Below are 17,749 nucleotides of genomic sequence, written 5' to 3'. Positions count from 1 at the left end.
CCGGGTTGCCGATAGTGTGGACACCATGGATGAAACCGCAGCCCCCGGGGACGCCGGCGACCACGAACCCAAGGAGCGGGGTCCTGCCCGGTTTGCCCGCCCGGTCCTGATCGCCGCCGCAGTGGTGGCAGTGGTGTGCATCGCGCTCCTGGTGATCATCTTTGTCCTGGACACGTTCAACGCCACCGTCTACTCGGTGGGCGGCAACGACATCTCTGACAACACGCAGGAAGCCCGCGATATCCGTGGCCTGTACGACGGCGCGCGGGCAGGAAGCATCTTCTTCCTCGTTGCCGCGCTGCTCGCCGCGGCCGCTGCGGGCTGGGTGCTGTTCCGGGGCCGGAAGCAGGGTGGCAGCGATGCCGACGGCGGCGAGGACGTGGACTTCGACGATCTGGGCCGCTGAGGCTTCCTGCGTCCGGTGCGGGCCCGAAACGGTGCGACACCGAATACGCCGATGACGAAAAACTGGCACTCGCCTTGACCGAGTGCTAACCCTTACATAGAGTTTCAATTAGCACTCTCCCCCGGAGGGTGCTAACACATGAAGAGCTGCCAGCCAGGCTGCTGCCGGCACCGCGACGACGGTTTGCCAGCCACGGCGGAAAGCTTTCCAGTCCACGAATTTGCTGACGAAAAGGAGAGGTCCGAGTGTCGGTCTCTATTAAGCCTCTTGAGGATCGTATTGTTGTCCGCCCGCTCGAAGCCGAGCAGACCACGGCTTCCGGCCTGGTCATCCCGGACTCCGCACAGGAGAAGCCGCAGGAAGGCGAAGTTGTTGCAGTTGGCCCCGGCCGCTTCGAAGATGGCAACCGCGTTCCCGTCGACGTAGCCGTTGGCGACGTCGTCATCTACTCCAAGTACGGCGGAACCGAAGTCAAGACCGGTGGCACCGAGTACCTCGTGCTGTCCGCCCGCGACGTCCTGGCGATCGTCGTTAAGTAACATTTTTCGGATCCCCGTGCCGCCGGCCACGCTTACGCTGGCCGGCAGTGCGGGGTTTCTGTCTTTGAAAGGACAAAACCATGGCAAAGCAGCTTGCGTTTGACGACGCTGCCCGCCGGGCCCTCGAGGCCGGCATTGATAAGCTCGCCAACACCGTCAAGGTGACGCTCGGCCCCCGCGGCCGCAACGTCGTCCTGGACAAGAAGTGGGGCGCCCCCACCATTACGAACGACGGCGTCACCATCGCCCGCGAAGTCGAACTGGACGACCCCTACGAGAACCTTGGCGCCCAGCTGGCCAAGGAAGTCGCCACCAAGACCAACGACGTTGCCGGCGACGGCACCACCACCGCCACCGTCCTGGCACAGGCCCTGGTCAAGGAAGGCCTGCGCAACGTTGCCGCCGGCGCTGCCCCCGGCCAGATCAAGCGCGGCATCGAGGTTTCGGTTGAAGCCGTCGCCGCCCGCCTGCTGGAAAACGCGCGCCCCGTCGAGGGCACCCAGGTTGCCAACGTTGCCGCCATCTCGGCGCAGAGCGACGAAATCGGCGAACTCCTCGCCGAGGCCTTCGGCAAGGTGGGCAAGGATGGCGTCATCACCATCGAAGAGTCCTCCACCACCCAGACCGAACTGGTCCTCACCGAGGGCATGCAGTTCGACAAGGGCTACCTGTCCCCGTACTTCGTCACCGACGCAGAACGCCAGGAAGCTGTCCTCGAGGACGCCCTGATCCTGATCAACCAGGGCAAGATCTCCTCCATCCAGGAATTCCTCCCGCTGCTGGAAAAGGCGCTGCAGAGCTCCAAGCCGCTGTTCATCATCGCCGAGGACGTCGACGGCGAGGCACTGTCCACGCTGATCGTCAACCGCATCCGCGGCACCCTGAACGTCGTTGCCGTCAAGGCACCGGGCTTCGGTGACCGCCGCAAAGCCATGCTCCAGGACATCGCCACCCTCACCGGCGCACAGGTTGTCTCCCCGGAACTGGGCCTGAGCCTGGACACCGTCGGCCTGGAGGTGCTCGGCACCGCCCGCCGCATCACCGTCACCAAGGACAACACCACCATCGTCGACGGCGCCGGCTCGGCCGAAGACGTTGCGGCCCGCGTCGCCCAGTTGCGCGCCGAGCTGACCCGCACCGACTCCGACTGGGACCGTGAAAAGCTCCAGGAGCGCCTGGCCAAGCTGGCCGGCGGCATCGGCGTCATCAAGGTGGGTGCTGCCACCGAGGTTGAGCTGAAGGAAAAGAAGCACCGCATCGAGGACGCCGTATCCTCCACCCGCGCAGCCCTCGAAGAAGGCATCGTGGCCGGTGGCGGCTCGGCCCTGATCCACGCCCTGAAGGCACTGGATGAGGACCCGTCCGTCAAGGCACTCGAAGGCGACGCTGCCGCTGCCGTGGGCATCGTCCGCCGCGCCCTGGTCCAGCCGCTGCGCTGGATCGCCCAGAACGCCGGCTTCGACGGCTACGTCATCACCTCCAAGGTGGCAGACCTCGAAACCAACAACGGTTTCAACGCCAAGTCCGGCGAGTACGAGGACCTGATCGCTGCCGGTGTCATCGACCCCGTCAAGGTCACCCGTGCTGCCCTCCGCAACGCGGCCTCCATCGCCGCCCTGGTTCTCACCACCGAGACCCTGGTAGTGGAGAAGCCGGCCGAAGAGGACGAGCACGCAGGCCACAGCCACTGATCCCGCCCGTCTTCACCTGCTGAAAACCGGTCCAGCATCTGCTGGGCCGGTTTTTTGTGCACCCGGGGCCGCGGGTCAGGTCGCGGCCATCTCGGACGTCTCAACCCCGCCCGCGCGTTCGTACACCAGCGAAACCGCGCCTTTCGGGAAGCTGCGTGCCGGCTCGGCGAGGCGGTAGGACGCAGGGATGGTGCCGGCGTCGAACAGGCGTTTGCCCTGGCCCAGCGTGACCGGGTACAGCCACAGGTGGAGCCGGTCCAGTACGTCCGCAGCCAGCAGCGAGCGGATCAGGACCCCGCTGCCGAACATGTGCACCTCCCCGTACTCGTCCCGGAGGCGTCCCGCAGCCCCCTCGTCCGGCAGGACGGTGGTGCCGGCCCAGTCTGGAGCGGACAGCGTGCGCGAGACCACGAACTTGGGTACCCGGTTGAGTGCAGCGGCAATGTCCCCTGCCTGGTGCGGCCAGTAGGCCGAAAAGATGTCGTAGGTCCGCCGGCCGAGGAGCAGGGCATCCATTCGGCCGATCTCTGCGGCGATGGCGGCGCCGGCCTCGTCGTCGGATACCGGTGCCTGCCAGCCGCCGAAGGCGAACTCGCCGTAGGTGTCTTCCTCACGGCCGCCCGGAGCCTGGTAGACGCCGTCGAGTGTGATGAACAGGTTTGCCACGATGAATCCCATGCGTCCAGTGTGGGAGGGGCCTTGGGCGCTGTCCAGAGCTTGGGCGGGTGCGTGGCAGGATGGTGCCATGCTGCTCCTTGAGCTCGTCAAAACGTCGGACGCCGTGGCGTCCACCCGCTCCCGGCTTGCGAAGGTCGATGCGCTGGCGGACCTGCTGCGCAGGCTTGACCCGGCGGAGATTCCGACGGCGGTGGGTTTGCTGGCGGCGAAGCCCCGGCAGGGCCGCGTCGGAGTGGGATGGCGCAGCGTGGCGGCTTCGAAGGCCGAACCGGCCCTCGAAGCAAGCCTCACCGTGGCCGACCTCGACGCGGCCCTGGACACGCTGCTCGCCACCGCGGGGGCAGGTTCGGCGGCCGGCCGCGCCGCGACGCTGGGAAACCTGATGCGGGCTGCGACGGCGGGGGAGCAGGGTTTCATCTCCGGCGTCCTGCTCGGTGAGCTGCGCACCGGCGCCCTCGACGGCGTCCTGACCGATGCCGTGGCCCGCGCGGCGGAGAGGCCCGTCGCTGCCGTACGGCGCGCCGCGATGCTCTCGGGGGATCTCGGTGGGACCGCCCTGCTCGCCATGACGGGGACCGCAACCGAGCTGGAGGCGGTGGGCCTCGTCGTCGGCCGCCCCGTGCAGCCAATGCTTGCCGCCACCGCCTCCAGTCCCGGCGAAGCCCTGGAAACCACGGGGGAAGCCTCGGTGGAGTACAAGCTCGACGGCGCACGGATCCAGGTCCACCGGTCCGGCGCCGAGGTCAGCATCTACACCCGCAACCTCGCCGATGTCACGCACCGCCTCCCGGAGGTGGTTGACCTGGTGCGCGGGCTGCCGGTGCAGGATGTGATCCTCGACGGCGAGACCCTGGCCCTCGACGAAGACGGCGGGCCGCGGCCGTTCCAGGAAACAATGGCCCGGTTTGGCGCGGATGCTGTCCGGGAAACGGTGCTGCACCCCTGGTTCTTCGACGTGCTGCATATCGACGGGCGGGACCTGCTGGACGAACCGTTGTCGGTGCGCATCGACGCGTTGGAACGGATAGCCCCGGACCACCGGATCCCGGGCGAAATTACGGCGGACCCGGAGGTGGCGGAACGGGTTTCCCGCGACGCGTTGGCTGCCGGTCACGAGGGCGTGGTGGTGAAGGCCATCGGGTCCGCCTACGCCGCCGGACGGCGGGGATCCAACTGGGTGAAAGTGAAGCCGGTGCTCACCTACGACCTGGTGGTCCTTGCCTGCGAATGGGGGTCGGGGCGCCGGACCGGGCTCCTCTCGAACCTGCACCTCGGCGCACTGGACCCGGACGGGGACTTCGGTGAACCAGGCGGCTGCGTGATGGTGGGCAAGACCTTCAAAGGGCTCACCGATGAGCTGCTGCGCTGGCAGACTGAGAAATTCCAGGAACTCGAGGTGCGCAGCACCGCCGGCACCGTGTGGGTTGAGCCGGTCACCGTCGTCGAAATTGCAATCGACGGCGTCCAGCAGTCACCGCGCTATCCCGGCGGGATCGCCCTGAGGTTTGCCAGGGTGAAGCGCTACCGGGACGATAAATCCCCGGCCGAAGCAGACACCATCCGGACCCTGCGCGCCTTGCTGCGTCCCTAGCGGACAGTACCTCGTGGACTGTGCGGTTACCGTCCGGTCAGTTGCGGGTCCCACTCCGTTGGCCCCGCACGCTGCGCGCCGCTGCCGCGGGCCGCTGCTTGGCCACCACCCGGTAGAAGAGCAGGACGGCGACGGCGGCCACCACAATGCCGACGAGGTTCAGCAACAGCTGCAGGGCCGAGCCGGCCGCCTTCGGGTATTCACCCAGCACCAAAGCAACGGCAACGTACCCTGCCGCCGGGACCGTGGTCACTGAGATGAACACCCCGATCAGTGCCGCCGACCGCCGTCCGATGATCGACAGCATGCCCGCGATACCCGCCAACACGGCAACGATCAGTGAATATGGGCCTGGGTGGTAGATGAATTCGACGGCCGAACCCGTATCCAGGGCATCGCGCGGAAAGAGGCCCAGCGGGATCGACAGCCATGCGGTCAATGCCGCGAGCAGCATGGCCACGGGGAACCCGACACCCAGGGCAGTGGCAGCCCGGCGGCCAAGCTTCCACTGCCGGGTTGCCAGCGAAACGGCGAGGGCGGCCAGCGGCCCGAACTCAGGACCCACCGCCATGGCGCCCACAATTGCGATGGGCGAATCGGTCACGATGCCGATTCCGGCGAGCTGGGTCGCCAGTACCAGGAAGGCCAGGAAGTTCCAGGTCAACCTGGAATCCTCGCCCGTTTGCCGTGTCACGTCGTCCCAGATCACCGCGTCCGCGCCGTCCCCGGGTGCGGCGTGCTCCGCCCGGTCAGCACCGCTGGAGAGCACGAATTCCGGCGTCGTCATGGCAACGGATCCCACGTCGCGGATTTTCAGGACCTTGAGCTTCTCCAGGAGTTCCTCCACGGATTCCCTGGCGATCTGGACCTCGATGACGTCGCCCGCCGGCACCACGGAGGCGCCGCGGACCAACGCCACCCCCGCCGTTCCCACCTGGTCCCGGCAAGTCTTCACGGTCACCTCGGACAATTCTCCGGGCACGCAAATCCGCAATTGGACGATCACGCCGGCTCCCTTCCACGCCTCGGCCCAGCTTAGTTTGCGCCGGACCCCGGATTGGCCCTTCCAAACCCCGGTGCGTAGGCTGAATGTTTTGGCTGGCCGGTGGCGTGAGGGGTTTGGAGTGTCGACGACGGGAACCCCGACGGCGCCGGAAACGGCGGGAACCGCCTCCGGCCGCAACCGCAAACCGACCTTCCGGCCAGAGGTGCAGGGGCTCAGGGCCCTCGCTGTCCTCATGGTCGTGGCCTACCACGTATGGCTGGGACGCGTGTCCGGCGGCGTGGACATCTTCCTGCTGATCTCGGCCTTCCTGCTCACGCTCTCCTTCGTCCGCAAAGCAGAGTCCGGCCGGCCCTTCCGGCTGATGGCCCACTGGCTGCACCTCTTCAAGCGCCTGCTGCCGGCCGCCGTCGTGGTGATCCTCGGGGTGCTGGCCGGCACGTGGCTGGTTCTGCCCCAGGGCCGCTGGCCGCAGGTCCTGGACCAGGCCTGGGCCTCGCTGTTGTACAGCCAGAACTGGCTGTTGGCTGACGCCGCGGTGGACTACTACGCTCAGGACCACGCCGGAGCCAGCCCGCTGCAGCACTTCTGGTCCTTGTCCATCCAATGGCAGGTCTTCATCCTGTGGCCGCTGATCTTCGCCGCAACCGCAGCACTCCTGCCCACCGTCCGCCGGATTCCCCTGCTGCACCGGACGGCCTACCGGGGACTGCTGGCCGTGGTTTTTGGCGTGGTGTTCGCTGCGTCGCTGGCCTACTCGATCGACCAGACCGCCACCAACCAGGCCTACGCGTACTTCGATACCGGCGCCAGGCTCTGGGAGTTTGCCCTCGGGTCGCTGCTGGCGCTCGCGTTGCCTTACCTTCGGCCCGGCCGTGCGCTGAGGGTGGTCCTGGGCTGGGCAGGGCTCGCAGGCATGGTCTCGTGCGGATTGCTCCTCACGGTCGACAGGTCCTTTCCGGGCTATGTGGCCCTCTGGCCCACGCTGGCCGCCGCCGCCATCATCGTTGCCGGGCAGTCCGGCAGCCGCTTCGGCGTGGACAGGCTCCTGAGCAGCCGCCCGGCCGTCGCCTTGGGCGACAACTCCTACGCCCTGTACCTCTGGCACTGGCCGGTGCTGGTGCTGGCGCTGGCGGCCACGGGGGTGGAGGCGCCGAACCTCAAGCAGGGCCTCGGGATCGTTGCCGCCGCCGTCGTGCTGGCCATCCTTACCACCCGCTTCGTTGAAAAACCGTTGCGCGACTGGCACTGGCCCAAGCTCCGGGCGTGGCGCACCGTCGTCGTCATGGTTGCCTGCGGTGCCCTGCTGGCCGGTCCCGTCGCCGTCTGGCAAACATCGCTCACCGCGGAGGAAAGCGCGACGGCGGCACAGCCCCGGGAGCTGACGCCGGGTGCGTTGGCGCTCACCCCGGAGAACGAAAACGTGCCGGCGCCCCGGGGAAGGACCATTCCCGGGCCAACCGCCCTGGACAACGACTGGGCCGGAATCGACTCGCCCTGCACAGGTTCAAACGCCACCGGCGACCCCATCCTGGAGGGCTGCCGGCAGGAGCTGCCGGAGGAACCGGCCAGCAAACGCATCGTGGTGCTGGGGGATTCGCACGCCCAGCAGTACCTTGCCGCGCTGGCTCCGGTGGCGGCAGCACGCGGTTGGGAACTGGTGACATTGCTCATGCCGGCATGCCGGTTCGGCGCGGAATCGGAAACCCGCAACGCGGAATGCAACGCATACAACAGGGCCAGCTCCGCCTATGTCCTGGAACACCTTCCGGATGCTGTCTTCACGGTGGCGTCGCTGACCCATGAGGACGCTCCGTTCGAAACGGAGGTGCCCGGCTACCTTGCAGGAGTCGCTCCCTTTGCCGAGGCGGGAATTGAGATTGTGGGCATCCGGGACAACCCCAGGTTCACGTTCAACATGCCCCAGTGTGCGCAACGCAACGGCGCTGACGCGCCGGCCTGCAACCCGTCACTGGCCGAGTCCCTCGTGGAGCCGTCACCGCTGGAGAACTACCGGGGCAAGGTGCCGGGCCTGCACCTGATGGACATGAGCGACTTCATCTGCGCCCGGGGCGTCTGCCCTGCCGTAGTCGGGAATGTCTACGTCTACAAGGACGACAACCACTTGACCCGGACATACGTTGAAACCATGATCCCCATGTTCGAGCAACGCCTGCTGGCCGCAACGGGTTGGAGCTGAGTGCGGTTGCTCACATTGCGGGCCTGGAATAGGGGGATCGGGCCGGAGGTTCTAATATTTAGTCAACACTTTCTGCCCCCGGAACGCCGTCTCCCACGGTGGTCCCGCAGGAACGTCTGCACAGGCCAGTTCCGTAATCACGGGCTGGTCATCGGCTGCAACCCCTACCCGTGACCCAGCAACCAAGGTAAGAGGCGCACTCATGACCGAGCCCGAACACAACCCCTTTGGCTTCATTGGCCTGACCTACGACGACGTCCTGCTCCTGCCGGGCCACACCGACGTCATCCCCTCCGAGGCCGATACCTCGTCGCGGATCTCCAAGCGGATCAGCGTGCAGACCCCGCTGCTGTCGGCCGCCATGGACACCGTCACCGAGTCCCGCATGGCTATCGCCATGGCCCGCCAGGGTGGCTTGGGCGTGGTGCACCGCAACCTCTCCATCGCCGACCAGGCGGACCAGGTTGACCGGGTCAAGCGGAGTGAGTCGGGAATGATCACCAACCCGCTGACCATCCGCCCCGAGGCCACGCTGCGGGAGTTGGATGACCTCTGCGCCCACTACCGCGTGTCGGGCCTTCCCGTGGTGGACGAGGACAACCGCCTGCTGGGCATCGTCACCAACCGAGACACCCGCTTCGTGCCGGAGTCCGACTTCCCGCTGCGGCTGGTGAGCGACGTCATGACCAAGATGCCCTTGGTCACGGGCCACGTGGGCATCAGCCGCGACGAAGCCTCCCACAAGCTGGCCACCAACAAGATCGAAAAGCTCCCGCTCGTGGACGAGCAGGGCCGGCTCAAGGGCCTGATCACCACCAAGGACTTCACCAAGGCCGAACAGTACCCTCTGGCCACCAAGGACGATGAAGGCCGCCTCCGCGTGGGTGCAGCCATCGGCTTCTTCGGCGACGGCTGGGAGCGCGCCATGACCCTGGTGGACGCCGGGGTGGACGCCCTGTTCGTGGACACCGCCAACGGCCACTCCCAGGGTGTCCTGGACATGATCCGCAGGCTGAAGTCCGATCCTGTTGCCGCGCACGTGGACATCATCGGCGGCCAGGCCGCCACCCGCGAGGGCGCCCAGGCATTGATCGACGCCGGCGCCGACGGCATCAAGGTGGGCGTTGGGCCCGGCTCGATCTGCACCACCCGCGTGGTGGCCGGTGTGGGTGTTCCGCAGATCACCGCCATCTACGAATCCGCCAAAGCTGCCATCCCGGCCGGTGTCCCGCTGATCGCCGACGGCGGCCTGCAGTACTCCGGCGACATCGGCAAGGCCCTGGTGGCCGGTGCCGACACCGTCATGCTCGGCTCCCTGCTCGCCGGCTGCGACGAGTCCCCGGGCGACCTCATCTTCGTCAACGGCAAGCAGTTCAAGTCCTACCGCGGCATGGGATCGCTGGGTGCCATGCAGTCGCGCGGCAAGAACACGTCCTACTCCAAGGACCGCTACTTCCAGGCCGACGTGTCCGGCGACGACAAGCTGATCCCGGAAGGCATCGAAGGCCGCGTGGCGTACCGCGGCCCGCTGTCCTCGGTGGCCTACCAGTTGGTGGGCGGCTTGCGCCAGACCATGTTCTACACCGGCGCACCGACCATCCCCGAGCTGAAGGTCCGCGGCAAGTTCGTCCGCATCACCTCCGCCGGGCTGAAGGAATCGCACCCGCACGATATCCAGATGACGGTGGAAGCACCGAACTACGGCTCGCGGTAAGCACGGGAGTCAACAAAGGAGGCAGGGTTTCGACCCTGCCTCCTTTTGTTTTCCGCCGCAGGCCTCTTCGTCTTTGAATGTCAGACCCTCGCTGGATGATGTATCCATGGGAATCGGCACGGATCTGGCGACGGTGATGGAGGGTGTTTCTGCCTCTGTTGCTGCCCTCAGCGGGCTGGTTCTCGAGGACGCTTCCCTCGCTTCAGGTACCGGCGCTGGCGCTGATGTTGATGTGTGGCGGCGGCGGTATGGCTTGTGTTTGGAGCGGCTGGAGCTTGTGGCCCGGTTGGAGGCGCAGCTCGCGGCGGTGAAAGCGCGTGATGTGGCGGAGGCTGTTGAAGTCCAGCACGCTCTGCTTCCGCTGGCGGCCCCGGTGCATGAACGCACTTATGCGGAAATCTCTGCCGTTGAAGAAATCGCCGGGGTCCTCACCATCAGCTCTGGAGCCGCCGGGGCGTTGGTGGAGCAGTCCCGGCGGGCCTGTTCCCTGCCACCTGTGTTTGAGGCCTTGGCTGCGGGTGCGGTGTCGTGGCAGCACGCCCGGATTGTGGCGGATGAGACCGACGGGTTGACCCCCGCCGTGGCGGCTGGGTTGGTGGCGCATTTCTTCGACCCTGACGCGCCCAACCCGGCCCGGGGTGCTGCGCCCGGTGACCTTGTCCCGTCCCGGTTCCGGGCGAAGGTCCGAGCTTGGCGGGAACGCCACCACCCTGAGTCCTTGGAGAAACGGCATGTGAAGGGGGTGGCGGACCGGCGGATGGATTACGCTCCGGACCGGGACGGCATGGCCTGGGTTTCGCTCTACCTTCCCGGGGATACCGCGTGCGCCATCTGGAACCGGAGCACCGCTACCGCCCGCGGCCTCCAAAGCCCTGCGGAGCCCCGGACCGTGACCCAGCTGCGCGCCGACGTCGCCGCGTCCCTGCTCCTTGGTGCCGGAAACACGACCGCCGCGGGTGAAGCTGCCAGGAGCACCGGTGATATTGGCAAGGTTCCCGTTCCCAGGGCGGATGTCCTGGTCACGGTGCCGGTGTTCTCGCTGCTTGGCCTCACCGATGAGCCGGCCGTGCTGGACGGATTCGGGCCGATCCCGGCGTCCATGGCACGGGGACTCGTCGCCGGCGGGGCGGAATCGTTCTACCGGGTCCTGGTCGACCCGCGGGACGGGGCGCCCCTGGAGATCGGCCGCACCCGCTACCGGCTCCCGGAGACCATCAAGAAATGGATCCGGCTGCGGGACCGCAAATGCACCTTCCCCGGCTGCACCAACAACACCGCGGACAACGACACCGACCACCTCAACCCCTGGCACCACGGCGGCAGAACAGACGTCCGAAACTTGGCCCAGGTCTGCCCAAGGCATCACCGCCTCAAACACCACAGCACCTGGGTCCCCGACCCGGCGACCCCGAATGAACCACCCGGCTGGACCTCACCCACCGGCCGACACTACAAACCCGAACAAGCAGACCCCCAACCAACCCACTGGCCACCAGGAACTCTGCCGGCCAGTACTAGTGCACTGCCCGTCCGGTTCCTTGCTGAACAGGCAGATATTGAAGACCTCCCACAGTGGGAACCGGACGACGCCAACCTCATAGACCTCGACGACCTCCCGCCGGAGGATCCCGTCCGGGCCGAATTCTTCGCAAAACCGTTCGTGCTGTCGGTCTAGGCCATGTCTGCCGTCCGTCAGCGGATCGTCCTGTCCTGCCCGTTTAGACCTGGGCCAGCACTAGGCTGATTCCATGTCCCAACCGCGCCATCCGGCGGAACTCACCCCAAAACGCGATCCGCAAAAACGACTTGCCATAAGGCCATACGCGCGCGCCGTGGCCCAAGTCCTCAGGGTCAGTTTCCGGGCGTCCCCGGGCGCGGTGATCATGAAGGTGCTCGGCTCGCTGATTTCGGCCGTCCTTCCCCTGGTCACGACTTACTTTGCCTCACTGACCACCACGGCGTTGGCGGCTGCTTATGCGGGTGACGCTGGAGCTGGGCGCCTTGCGATCATCTACGTCGTCGTCACCGCGGCGCTGGGCCTCTTTTGGGGCGCCTTCAACAGCGTCGACCGCTACATCCAGCAGTTGATGAGCTTCAAGGTGGGCGCCATCGTGGGCGACCAAATGTACGAGCGCTTCCTTGCGCTGGAATTCTGGCGCTACGACGACAAGGAGACGGTGGACCTCTACGACCGTGCCAAGCGGTTCTCGGATTCGTATGCCCGCGTCCTGGACCGGATCGCCGCGATCTTCACGCAGTTGGTCTCGGTCATCCTGGCCATTGGTGCCCTGCTGCTGGTGAGCTGGTGGATAGCCGTCATCGTGCTGGTGGCTATCGTGCCCAGCGTGTACCTGCAGTTCAAACTCTCCCGGGAGCAGATCGCGCACTGGAACACGCAGGTGGATTCACGCCGCCAGCGCCGCATGATCGAAACCAACCTGCTCCGCCCGCAGCACATCGCGGAGATGCGGCTCTACGGGATTGTCGGATTCCTCATGGACCTGCGCTCCCGCCTCCGCGACGCGGACGAACGGCGCCGGCTCGATTACCAGCGGCGCTACATCCCCAGGCAACTGGCCGCGGATGCCCTGCAATACGGCGCCGAGGTGGTCTCGCTGATCTGGGTGGTGGGCCAGGTCATCGCCAGGGCCCAGCCCGTGGGCCAGTTCCTCTACGTCCAGCAGATCGTCAGCCGCGCATTGTCCACCGCCAACAACCTGGTGTCCTCCTTAAGTTCCATTGACGAAGACCTGGCCAATCTGACCGACTACGAGACCTTCATGGGGATGCCCGTTCACGCGGAAAATGCACCGCCCCTGTTGGAGGCTCCGCAGGAAGTGGAACTGAAGGACATCCGCTTTACGTACACGGGCAGCGATGTCGAAGTGATTCGGGGCATCAGCCTCACCATCAGGCGGGGCCAGCACATCGCCATAGTGGGGGAGAACGGCGCCGGAAAGTCCACGCTGATCCGCATCCTCGCCGGCCTCTACAGCCCGGACTCCGGACAGGTACTGCTCGACGGCGTGGACCTCGCCGCCGTCGACGTCACCTCCTGGCACAGGCACCTGGCAGTCCTCAGCCAGGAGTTCTTGAAGTACGAGTTCGCCACCGCCGCGGAGAACATCTATTTCGGCGACGTCGACAGCCGGCGCGACGACGGCCGCATCCGGCGGGCGGCAGCAGACGCCGAAGCTTTGGAGTTCATCAACAAGCTGCCCAACGGCCTGGACAACCACGTCAGCAACTGGATGGAGGATCCGCGCGGGCGTAAGGGCAGCGGCCTCTCCGGCGGCCAATGGCAGCGGCTGGCCATGGCCAGGAACTTCTACCGGGACGCCTCGTTCATGGTGATGGACGAACCGACGTCCGCCATCGACGCCCTTGCCGAGCACAGGATCTTCACCCGCCTTTTCGCCGACCGCGGCAGCACCATCATTGCCATCAGCCACAGGCTGGCCACCATCGAGAAGGCCGACGTCGTCTACATGCTCGAAGACGGCAGGATCGTTGAGCAGGGCACGCACAAAGAATTGGTGGCCCTTCGCGGCAGGTACTTCAGGATGTTCGAATCCCAGCTGACTGTCGAGGAACCGACCGGAACCTAGGCCTGCACAACGGTGGTGCGGACGCGCGCCACGCTGGGCCGGGGCGGAACGCTGCTGAACCCGAACGTCACGGCGGGCCGGATGGGAGCCAGCGTCCCGGCGTCGGCCCCTTCCCAGCTGACGACGGCGGAAGTGACGTGGTGCAGGTCGCTCACCCCGTAATACTCTGCCCTGCCGCTGCCCGCCGTGCCGTAGGTGCGGGCCCCCGGGGCCGCCAAGGCGGCAAGCGGATTGACGGCGGAGAGCCAGCGGGGGTGGACCGCAAGGCTGCGCGGTACGGCCCGCAACGCTGAGCCCAGGAAGGTCCTTGCCCCGGTGACGGCCTGGATTTCCAAGGGGCCGGCGTCGACCCTTAATGCCCGTTCACCCAGGACGGCGGAAACGTCAACCACCCGCACCTCATCGAAGGTGTAGGTGGCAGCGATGAACTCTGCCACGTCCGGGCCGGGCGCCAGCAGAACCCGCTGCCCTGAAGGTTGTTGCACCATGACATCGGCGAACGAACCGAAGGGGGAGTCCTGCCAGATGCCCACGACGGCGCGGAGCCCGGATGCGGTGCCAATGCCCGCTATATGCCCGTCGAAGATCCAGCGACTGCCCATCACAAGGCCATGGGTCAATGTCCGTCCTCCTCGATATCAGCCATCCGGATACTTGAGGCCTCGACATAATTCGGGCCTCGACGCAGACTACTGGTTTTGTCGAGGGCCGTCCAAGAGATCCGCTGCCCATGGCCGTGGGCAATGCTGGGATAACCTAGAGCAGTGACTTATGAGATCGAGATCGGCCGTGGCAAGCGTGGGCGTCGTGCCTACTCCCTGGATGACATTGCAATCGTCCCCAACCGTCGCACCCGCGACCCCAAGGACGTCTCCGTCTCATGGCAGATCGACGCATACCAGTTCAGCATGCCTGTGATCGCCGCCCCGATGGACTCGGCCATGTCCCCGCGGACCGCCATCGCACTCGGCCGCCTGGGCGGCCTGGGCGTGCTCGACCTGGAAGGCCTGTGGACCCGGTACGAGGACCCGCAGTCCGCGCTGGATGAGATCGCTGCCCTGCAGGACGAGGTCAACAGCCCCGCAGTGACGGGCCGGATGCAGGAGCTGTACCAGGCGCCCATCCAGCCGGAACTCATTACGTCCCGCCTGGCCGAGATGCGCGAGGCCGGAGTCACCGTGGCCGGATCGCTCACCCCGCAGCGCACCCAGGAGCACTACAAGACGGTGGTGGCCGCCGGCGTCGACATTTTCGTCATCCGCGGGACCACCGTGTCCGCCGAGCATGTCTCCAAGAACCACGAACCGCTGAACCTGAAGCAATTCATCTACGAACTCGACGTCCCCGTCATCGTGGGCGGGGCAGCCGGATACACCCCTGCGCTGCACCTGATGCGGACCGGCGCGGCCGGTGTGCTGGTGGGCTTCGGCGGCGGCGCGACCACCACCACGCGGCGCGCCCTGGGCATCCACTCGCCCATGGCGTCAGCCATTTCCGACGTCGCGGCCGCCCGCCGTGACTACATGGACGAGTCCGGCGGCCGCTACGTGCACGTGATTGCCGACGGCGGCATGGGCACCTCGGGTGACATCGTCAAGGCCATCGCGATGGGCGCCGACGCCGTCATGCTGGGCAGCGCGCTGGCCCGGGCGGAGGAAGCTCCGGGCAGGGGATGGCACTGGGGCCAGGAAGCGCACCACACGGAGCTCCCGCGCGGCGACCGCGCCAACGTCGGGACTGTGGGCCCGCTTGAGGAAGTCCTCTTCGGCCCGGGCCACCACACCAACGGCACGTCCAACCTCATTGGTGCGCTGCGCCGCTCCATGGCAACCACCGGCTATTCGGACTTGAAGGAATTCCAGCGGGTGGACGTCGTGGTCTCGCCGTACGCAGGGAACTGACCCGATTGGGCGGGGCGGGAGTCACCGCCGCCCTGCCCAAAGCGCGCCCCCAGCAAGTAGTGTGGGTTTACTACCGGCACTAGCGGCACTGGAGGCGTTCAATGAAGAGTGTTCCTGCAAACGGCGGAGTTCTCGGCCCGGAAGCCAGGGAAGCATCCATAGAGCGGTTGCGCGCCACCGCGGAACCCGGCCAGGAGCTGGACATCCTCATCGTGGGCGGCGGCATCGTCGGCGCGGGAGCAGCACTGGATGCCGTGACCCGCGGGCTGAGCGTCGGCATCGTCGAGGCAAGCGACTGGGCCGCCGGGACGTCGTCGCGGTCCTCGAAACTCATCCACGGCGGCCTGCGCTATCTGGAAATGCTCGACTTCGCCCTGGTCAAGGAGGCCCTCCAGGAACGTGGCCTGCTGCTCTCGGAAATCGCCCCGCACCTGGCCCGGCCGGTGCCATTCCTCTATCCGCTGACCAAGCCGTTCATCGAACGGCCTTACGTCGGCGCCGGCATTGCACTGTACGACATCATGTCGGTCTCCAGCGGGCACAGCCGCGGCGTGCCATTCCACAAACACCTGAGCAGGCGTGGAACCCTACGTGCCGCCCCGAGCCTGAAGGATGACGCCTTTGTGGGCTCCATCCGCTACTACGACGGCCAGGTGGACGACGCGAAGTACGTGGCCAACCTCATCCGTACCGCCGCCTACTACGGAGCCCACGCCGTCAACCAGATGGCCGTGGTGGACTTCCTGCGCGAAGGGGAGCGGGTGGTGGGAGCCAAAGTGTCCAACCGCGAGGACGGCACAGAGTTCAAGGTCCGCGCGAGGCAGGTCATCAACGCCACCGGTGTGTGGACGGATGAAACCCAGGCCATGGTCACCGACCGGGGCCAGCTCAAGGTCCGGGCCTCCAAGGGCATCCACCTGGTGGTTCCCCGGGACCGGTTCCAGTCAACCGTGGGGCTGATCCTTCGCACGGAGAAGTCTGTCCTGTTCGTGATCCCTTGGGGGCGGCACTGGATCATCGGAACCACCGATACCGACTGGCACCTGGACAAAGCCCACCCTGCCGCGTCCAGCAAGGACATCGACTACATCCTCGAACACGTCAACAAGGTCCTGAAGCGGCCATTGACCAGGGAGGACGTCGAAGGGGTCTATGCCGGACTGCGGCCGCTGCTTGCCGGTGAAAACGACTCCACGGCCAAACTGTCCCGCGAGCACGTGGTGGCCCACCCGGTCCCCGGCCTCGTAGTGGTGGCCGGCGGAAAGTGGACCACGTACCGGGTCATGGCCAAGGACGCCGTCGACGAAGCCACCCGCACCATGGACGAACGGGTGCCGCCCAGCTGCACCGAAACCATCCCGCTCCTCGGTGCCAGCGGCTTCCGGGCCGCCTGGAACCGGAGGAACCGCACGGCCGAGGAATCGGGCGTCCACGTGGCCCGGATTGAGCACCTCCTCAACCGGTACGGGTCAATGACGCCCGAGGTCCTGGCCATCATCGGGCAGGACAAGGAGCTGGCCGAACCCATTCCTGGGGCCGATGACTACCTGCAGGCCGAAGCCGTTTACGCCGCCACCCATGAGGGTGCCCGCCACGTGCAGGACGTCCTGACCCGCCGTACGCGGATTTCGATCGAGGCGTGGGACCGGGGCGTGTCTGCTGCCCCCGTTGTCGCTAAACTGATGGGTGACGTTCTTGGCTGGAGTGACGCGCAGCGCGAAAACGAAGTCCGCCACTACATTGCCAGGGTGGAGGCCGAGCGCCTCAGCCAGCAACAACCGGACGACGAATCCGCGGACGCGGCCCGCCTGGGCGTGGAAGACATCGTGCCCTTGCGCTGAGGGGCCGCTCGCCCCGCACTGCTGACTGAAGGGATACGCCTTGGCGGAACCACTTGACCCGTATGACGCCGAACTCACCACCCCCGAGATGGTGATCCTGGAGCTGGAGGCAACGGATAAGACCGACGCCACCAACCAGCTGGCGGAAAGGCTCCACGCCGCCGGGCGGATTTCCGACCTGGATGGATTCCTCAAGAACGTCAACGCCCGCGAGCACCAGCTGGCGACCGGCCTCCCCGGCGGGGTCGGCCTGCCACACGCCCGCAGCGAGTTCGTGTCCCGCACGTCGATCGCCGTGGGAATCACCAAGTATGGCCATGCCTTGGACTTCGGCGCCACGGACGGCCCGGCCACCGTCATCCTGCTGATCGCCACGCCCGCCAGCTCCTTCTCGGACCACCTGGAGGTGCTGGCCACGTTGGCCCGGTCGCTGTCCAAGGAGTCCTTCCGGGAATCCCTGCGGCGGGCCTACGACGCGGAAGTCATCGCCGAGCTCATTAATTCCAGCCTGGTGTTCTTCGACCACTAAGCAGGGTCTGTCCCTGCGCAGCAACAGGCGCATCAGGCGTTTAGTTGT

General features: G+C 66.5%; 14 protein-coding genes. 11 read left to right on the top strand and 3 right to left on the bottom strand.

Features of this window, described 5'->3' with window-relative positions; genetic code table 11:
- Positions 1 to 25: 25 nt before the first annotated feature.
- The 3 genes from ACFVVC_RS19580 (at position 26) to groL (ending at position 2,636) form a co-directional block, all read left to right on the top strand.
- The gene (locus ACFVVC_RS19580; protein ID WP_387457116.1) at positions 26 to 406 is read left to right on the top strand and encodes a hypothetical protein; all 381 of its coding nucleotides are present in this window, start codon (positions 26 to 28) and stop codon (positions 404 to 406) included.
- 245 nt (positions 407 to 651) lie between these two features.
- Positions 652 to 945, top strand: a complete 294-nt coding sequence (groES, locus tag ACFVVC_RS19575; protein ID WP_003805290.1) for a co-chaperone GroES — start codon at positions 652 to 654, stop codon at positions 943 to 945.
- Positions 946 to 1,025: 80 nt separating this feature from the next.
- A complete protein-coding gene (groL, locus tag ACFVVC_RS19570) occupies positions 1,026 to 2,636 on the top strand; it encodes a chaperonin GroEL (protein WP_018760377.1) in 1,611 nt (536 codons plus the stop codon).
- 75 nt (positions 2,637 to 2,711) lie between these two features.
- Here groL and ACFVVC_RS19565 read toward each other — a convergent pair whose 3' ends face one another.
- Positions 2,712 to 3,314 carry a dihydrofolate reductase family protein gene (locus tag ACFVVC_RS19565; RefSeq protein ID WP_387457113.1) on the bottom strand — a complete coding sequence of 201 codons (603 nt, stop codon included), beginning with the start codon at positions 3,312 to 3,314 and terminating at the stop codon, positions 2,712 to 2,714.
- A gap of 67 nt (positions 3,315 to 3,381) precedes the next feature.
- Here ACFVVC_RS19565 and ACFVVC_RS19560 point away from each other — a divergent pair, with 67 nt between their 5' ends.
- Positions 3,382 to 4,905: an ATP-dependent DNA ligase gene (locus ACFVVC_RS19560; RefSeq protein ID WP_387457110.1), complete on the top strand. Its 1,524-nt coding sequence runs from the start codon at positions 3,382 to 3,384 to the stop codon at positions 4,903 to 4,905.
- A gap of 37 nt (positions 4,906 to 4,942) precedes the next feature.
- Here ACFVVC_RS19560 and ACFVVC_RS19555 read toward each other — a convergent pair whose 3' ends face one another.
- Positions 4,943 to 5,866, bottom strand: coding sequence for a DUF389 domain-containing protein (locus ACFVVC_RS19555; RefSeq protein WP_387457107.1), 924 nt, complete (start codon positions 5,864 to 5,866; stop codon positions 4,943 to 4,945).
- A 163-nt stretch (positions 5,867 to 6,029) separates the two neighbouring features.
- Here ACFVVC_RS19555 and ACFVVC_RS19550 point away from each other — a divergent pair, with 163 nt between their 5' ends.
- From ACFVVC_RS19550 to ACFVVC_RS19535, 4 genes are all read left to right on the top strand, one after another.
- The gene (locus ACFVVC_RS19550; RefSeq protein ID WP_387457104.1) at positions 6,030 to 8,108 is read left to right on the top strand and encodes an acyltransferase family protein; all 2,079 of its coding nucleotides are present in this window, start codon (positions 6,030 to 6,032) and stop codon (positions 8,106 to 8,108) included.
- Positions 8,109 to 8,310: 202 nt separating this feature from the next.
- Complete coding sequence (guaB, locus tag ACFVVC_RS19545) at positions 8,311 to 9,822, top strand: IMP dehydrogenase (RefSeq protein ID WP_387457101.1); 1,512 nt, start codon at positions 8,311 to 8,313, stop codon at positions 9,820 to 9,822.
- 106 nt (positions 9,823 to 9,928) lie between these two features.
- Positions 9,929 to 11,497, top strand: a complete 1,569-nt coding sequence (locus ACFVVC_RS19540) for a DUF222 domain-containing protein (protein ID WP_387457098.1) — start codon at positions 9,929 to 9,931, stop codon at positions 11,495 to 11,497.
- Positions 11,498 to 11,570: 73 nt separating this feature from the next.
- Positions 11,571 to 13,430, top strand: a complete 1,860-nt coding sequence (locus ACFVVC_RS19535) for an ABC transporter ATP-binding protein (RefSeq protein ID WP_387457095.1) — start codon at positions 11,571 to 11,573, stop codon at positions 13,428 to 13,430.
- Here the strand turns inward: ACFVVC_RS19535 and ACFVVC_RS19530 are convergent.
- Positions 13,427 to 14,032: a hypothetical protein gene (locus tag ACFVVC_RS19530; protein WP_387457163.1), complete on the bottom strand. Its 606-nt coding sequence runs from the start codon at positions 14,030 to 14,032 to the stop codon at positions 13,427 to 13,429. The two genes, ACFVVC_RS19535 and ACFVVC_RS19530, sit on opposite strands and share 4 nt — an antisense overlap.
- Before the next feature lie 162 nt (positions 14,033 to 14,194).
- Between ACFVVC_RS19530 and ACFVVC_RS19525 the strand changes: the two genes are divergently transcribed.
- From ACFVVC_RS19525 to ACFVVC_RS19515, 3 genes are all read left to right on the top strand, one after another.
- Positions 14,195 to 15,331: a GuaB3 family IMP dehydrogenase-related protein gene (locus ACFVVC_RS19525; protein WP_387457092.1), complete on the top strand. Its 1,137-nt coding sequence runs from the start codon at positions 14,195 to 14,197 to the stop codon at positions 15,329 to 15,331.
- A gap of 101 nt (positions 15,332 to 15,432) precedes the next feature.
- Positions 15,433 to 17,172, top strand: a complete 1,740-nt coding sequence (locus ACFVVC_RS19520) for a glycerol-3-phosphate dehydrogenase/oxidase (RefSeq protein WP_387457089.1) — start codon at positions 15,433 to 15,435, stop codon at positions 17,170 to 17,172.
- 40 nt (positions 17,173 to 17,212) lie between these two features.
- A complete protein-coding gene (locus tag ACFVVC_RS19515) occupies positions 17,213 to 17,701 on the top strand; it encodes a PTS sugar transporter subunit IIA (RefSeq protein WP_018760364.1) in 489 nt (162 codons plus the stop codon).
- The last annotated feature ends 48 nt before the right edge of the window (positions 17,702 to 17,749 follow it).

Origin of the sequence: Pseudarthrobacter sp. NPDC058196, assembly GCF_042882685.1 — a bacterium.
In the GTDB taxonomy this organism is placed as follows: Bacteria; Actinomycetota; Actinomycetes; order Actinomycetales; family Micrococcaceae; genus Arthrobacter.
This window is presented reverse-complemented; position numbering and strand designations above follow the sequence as displayed.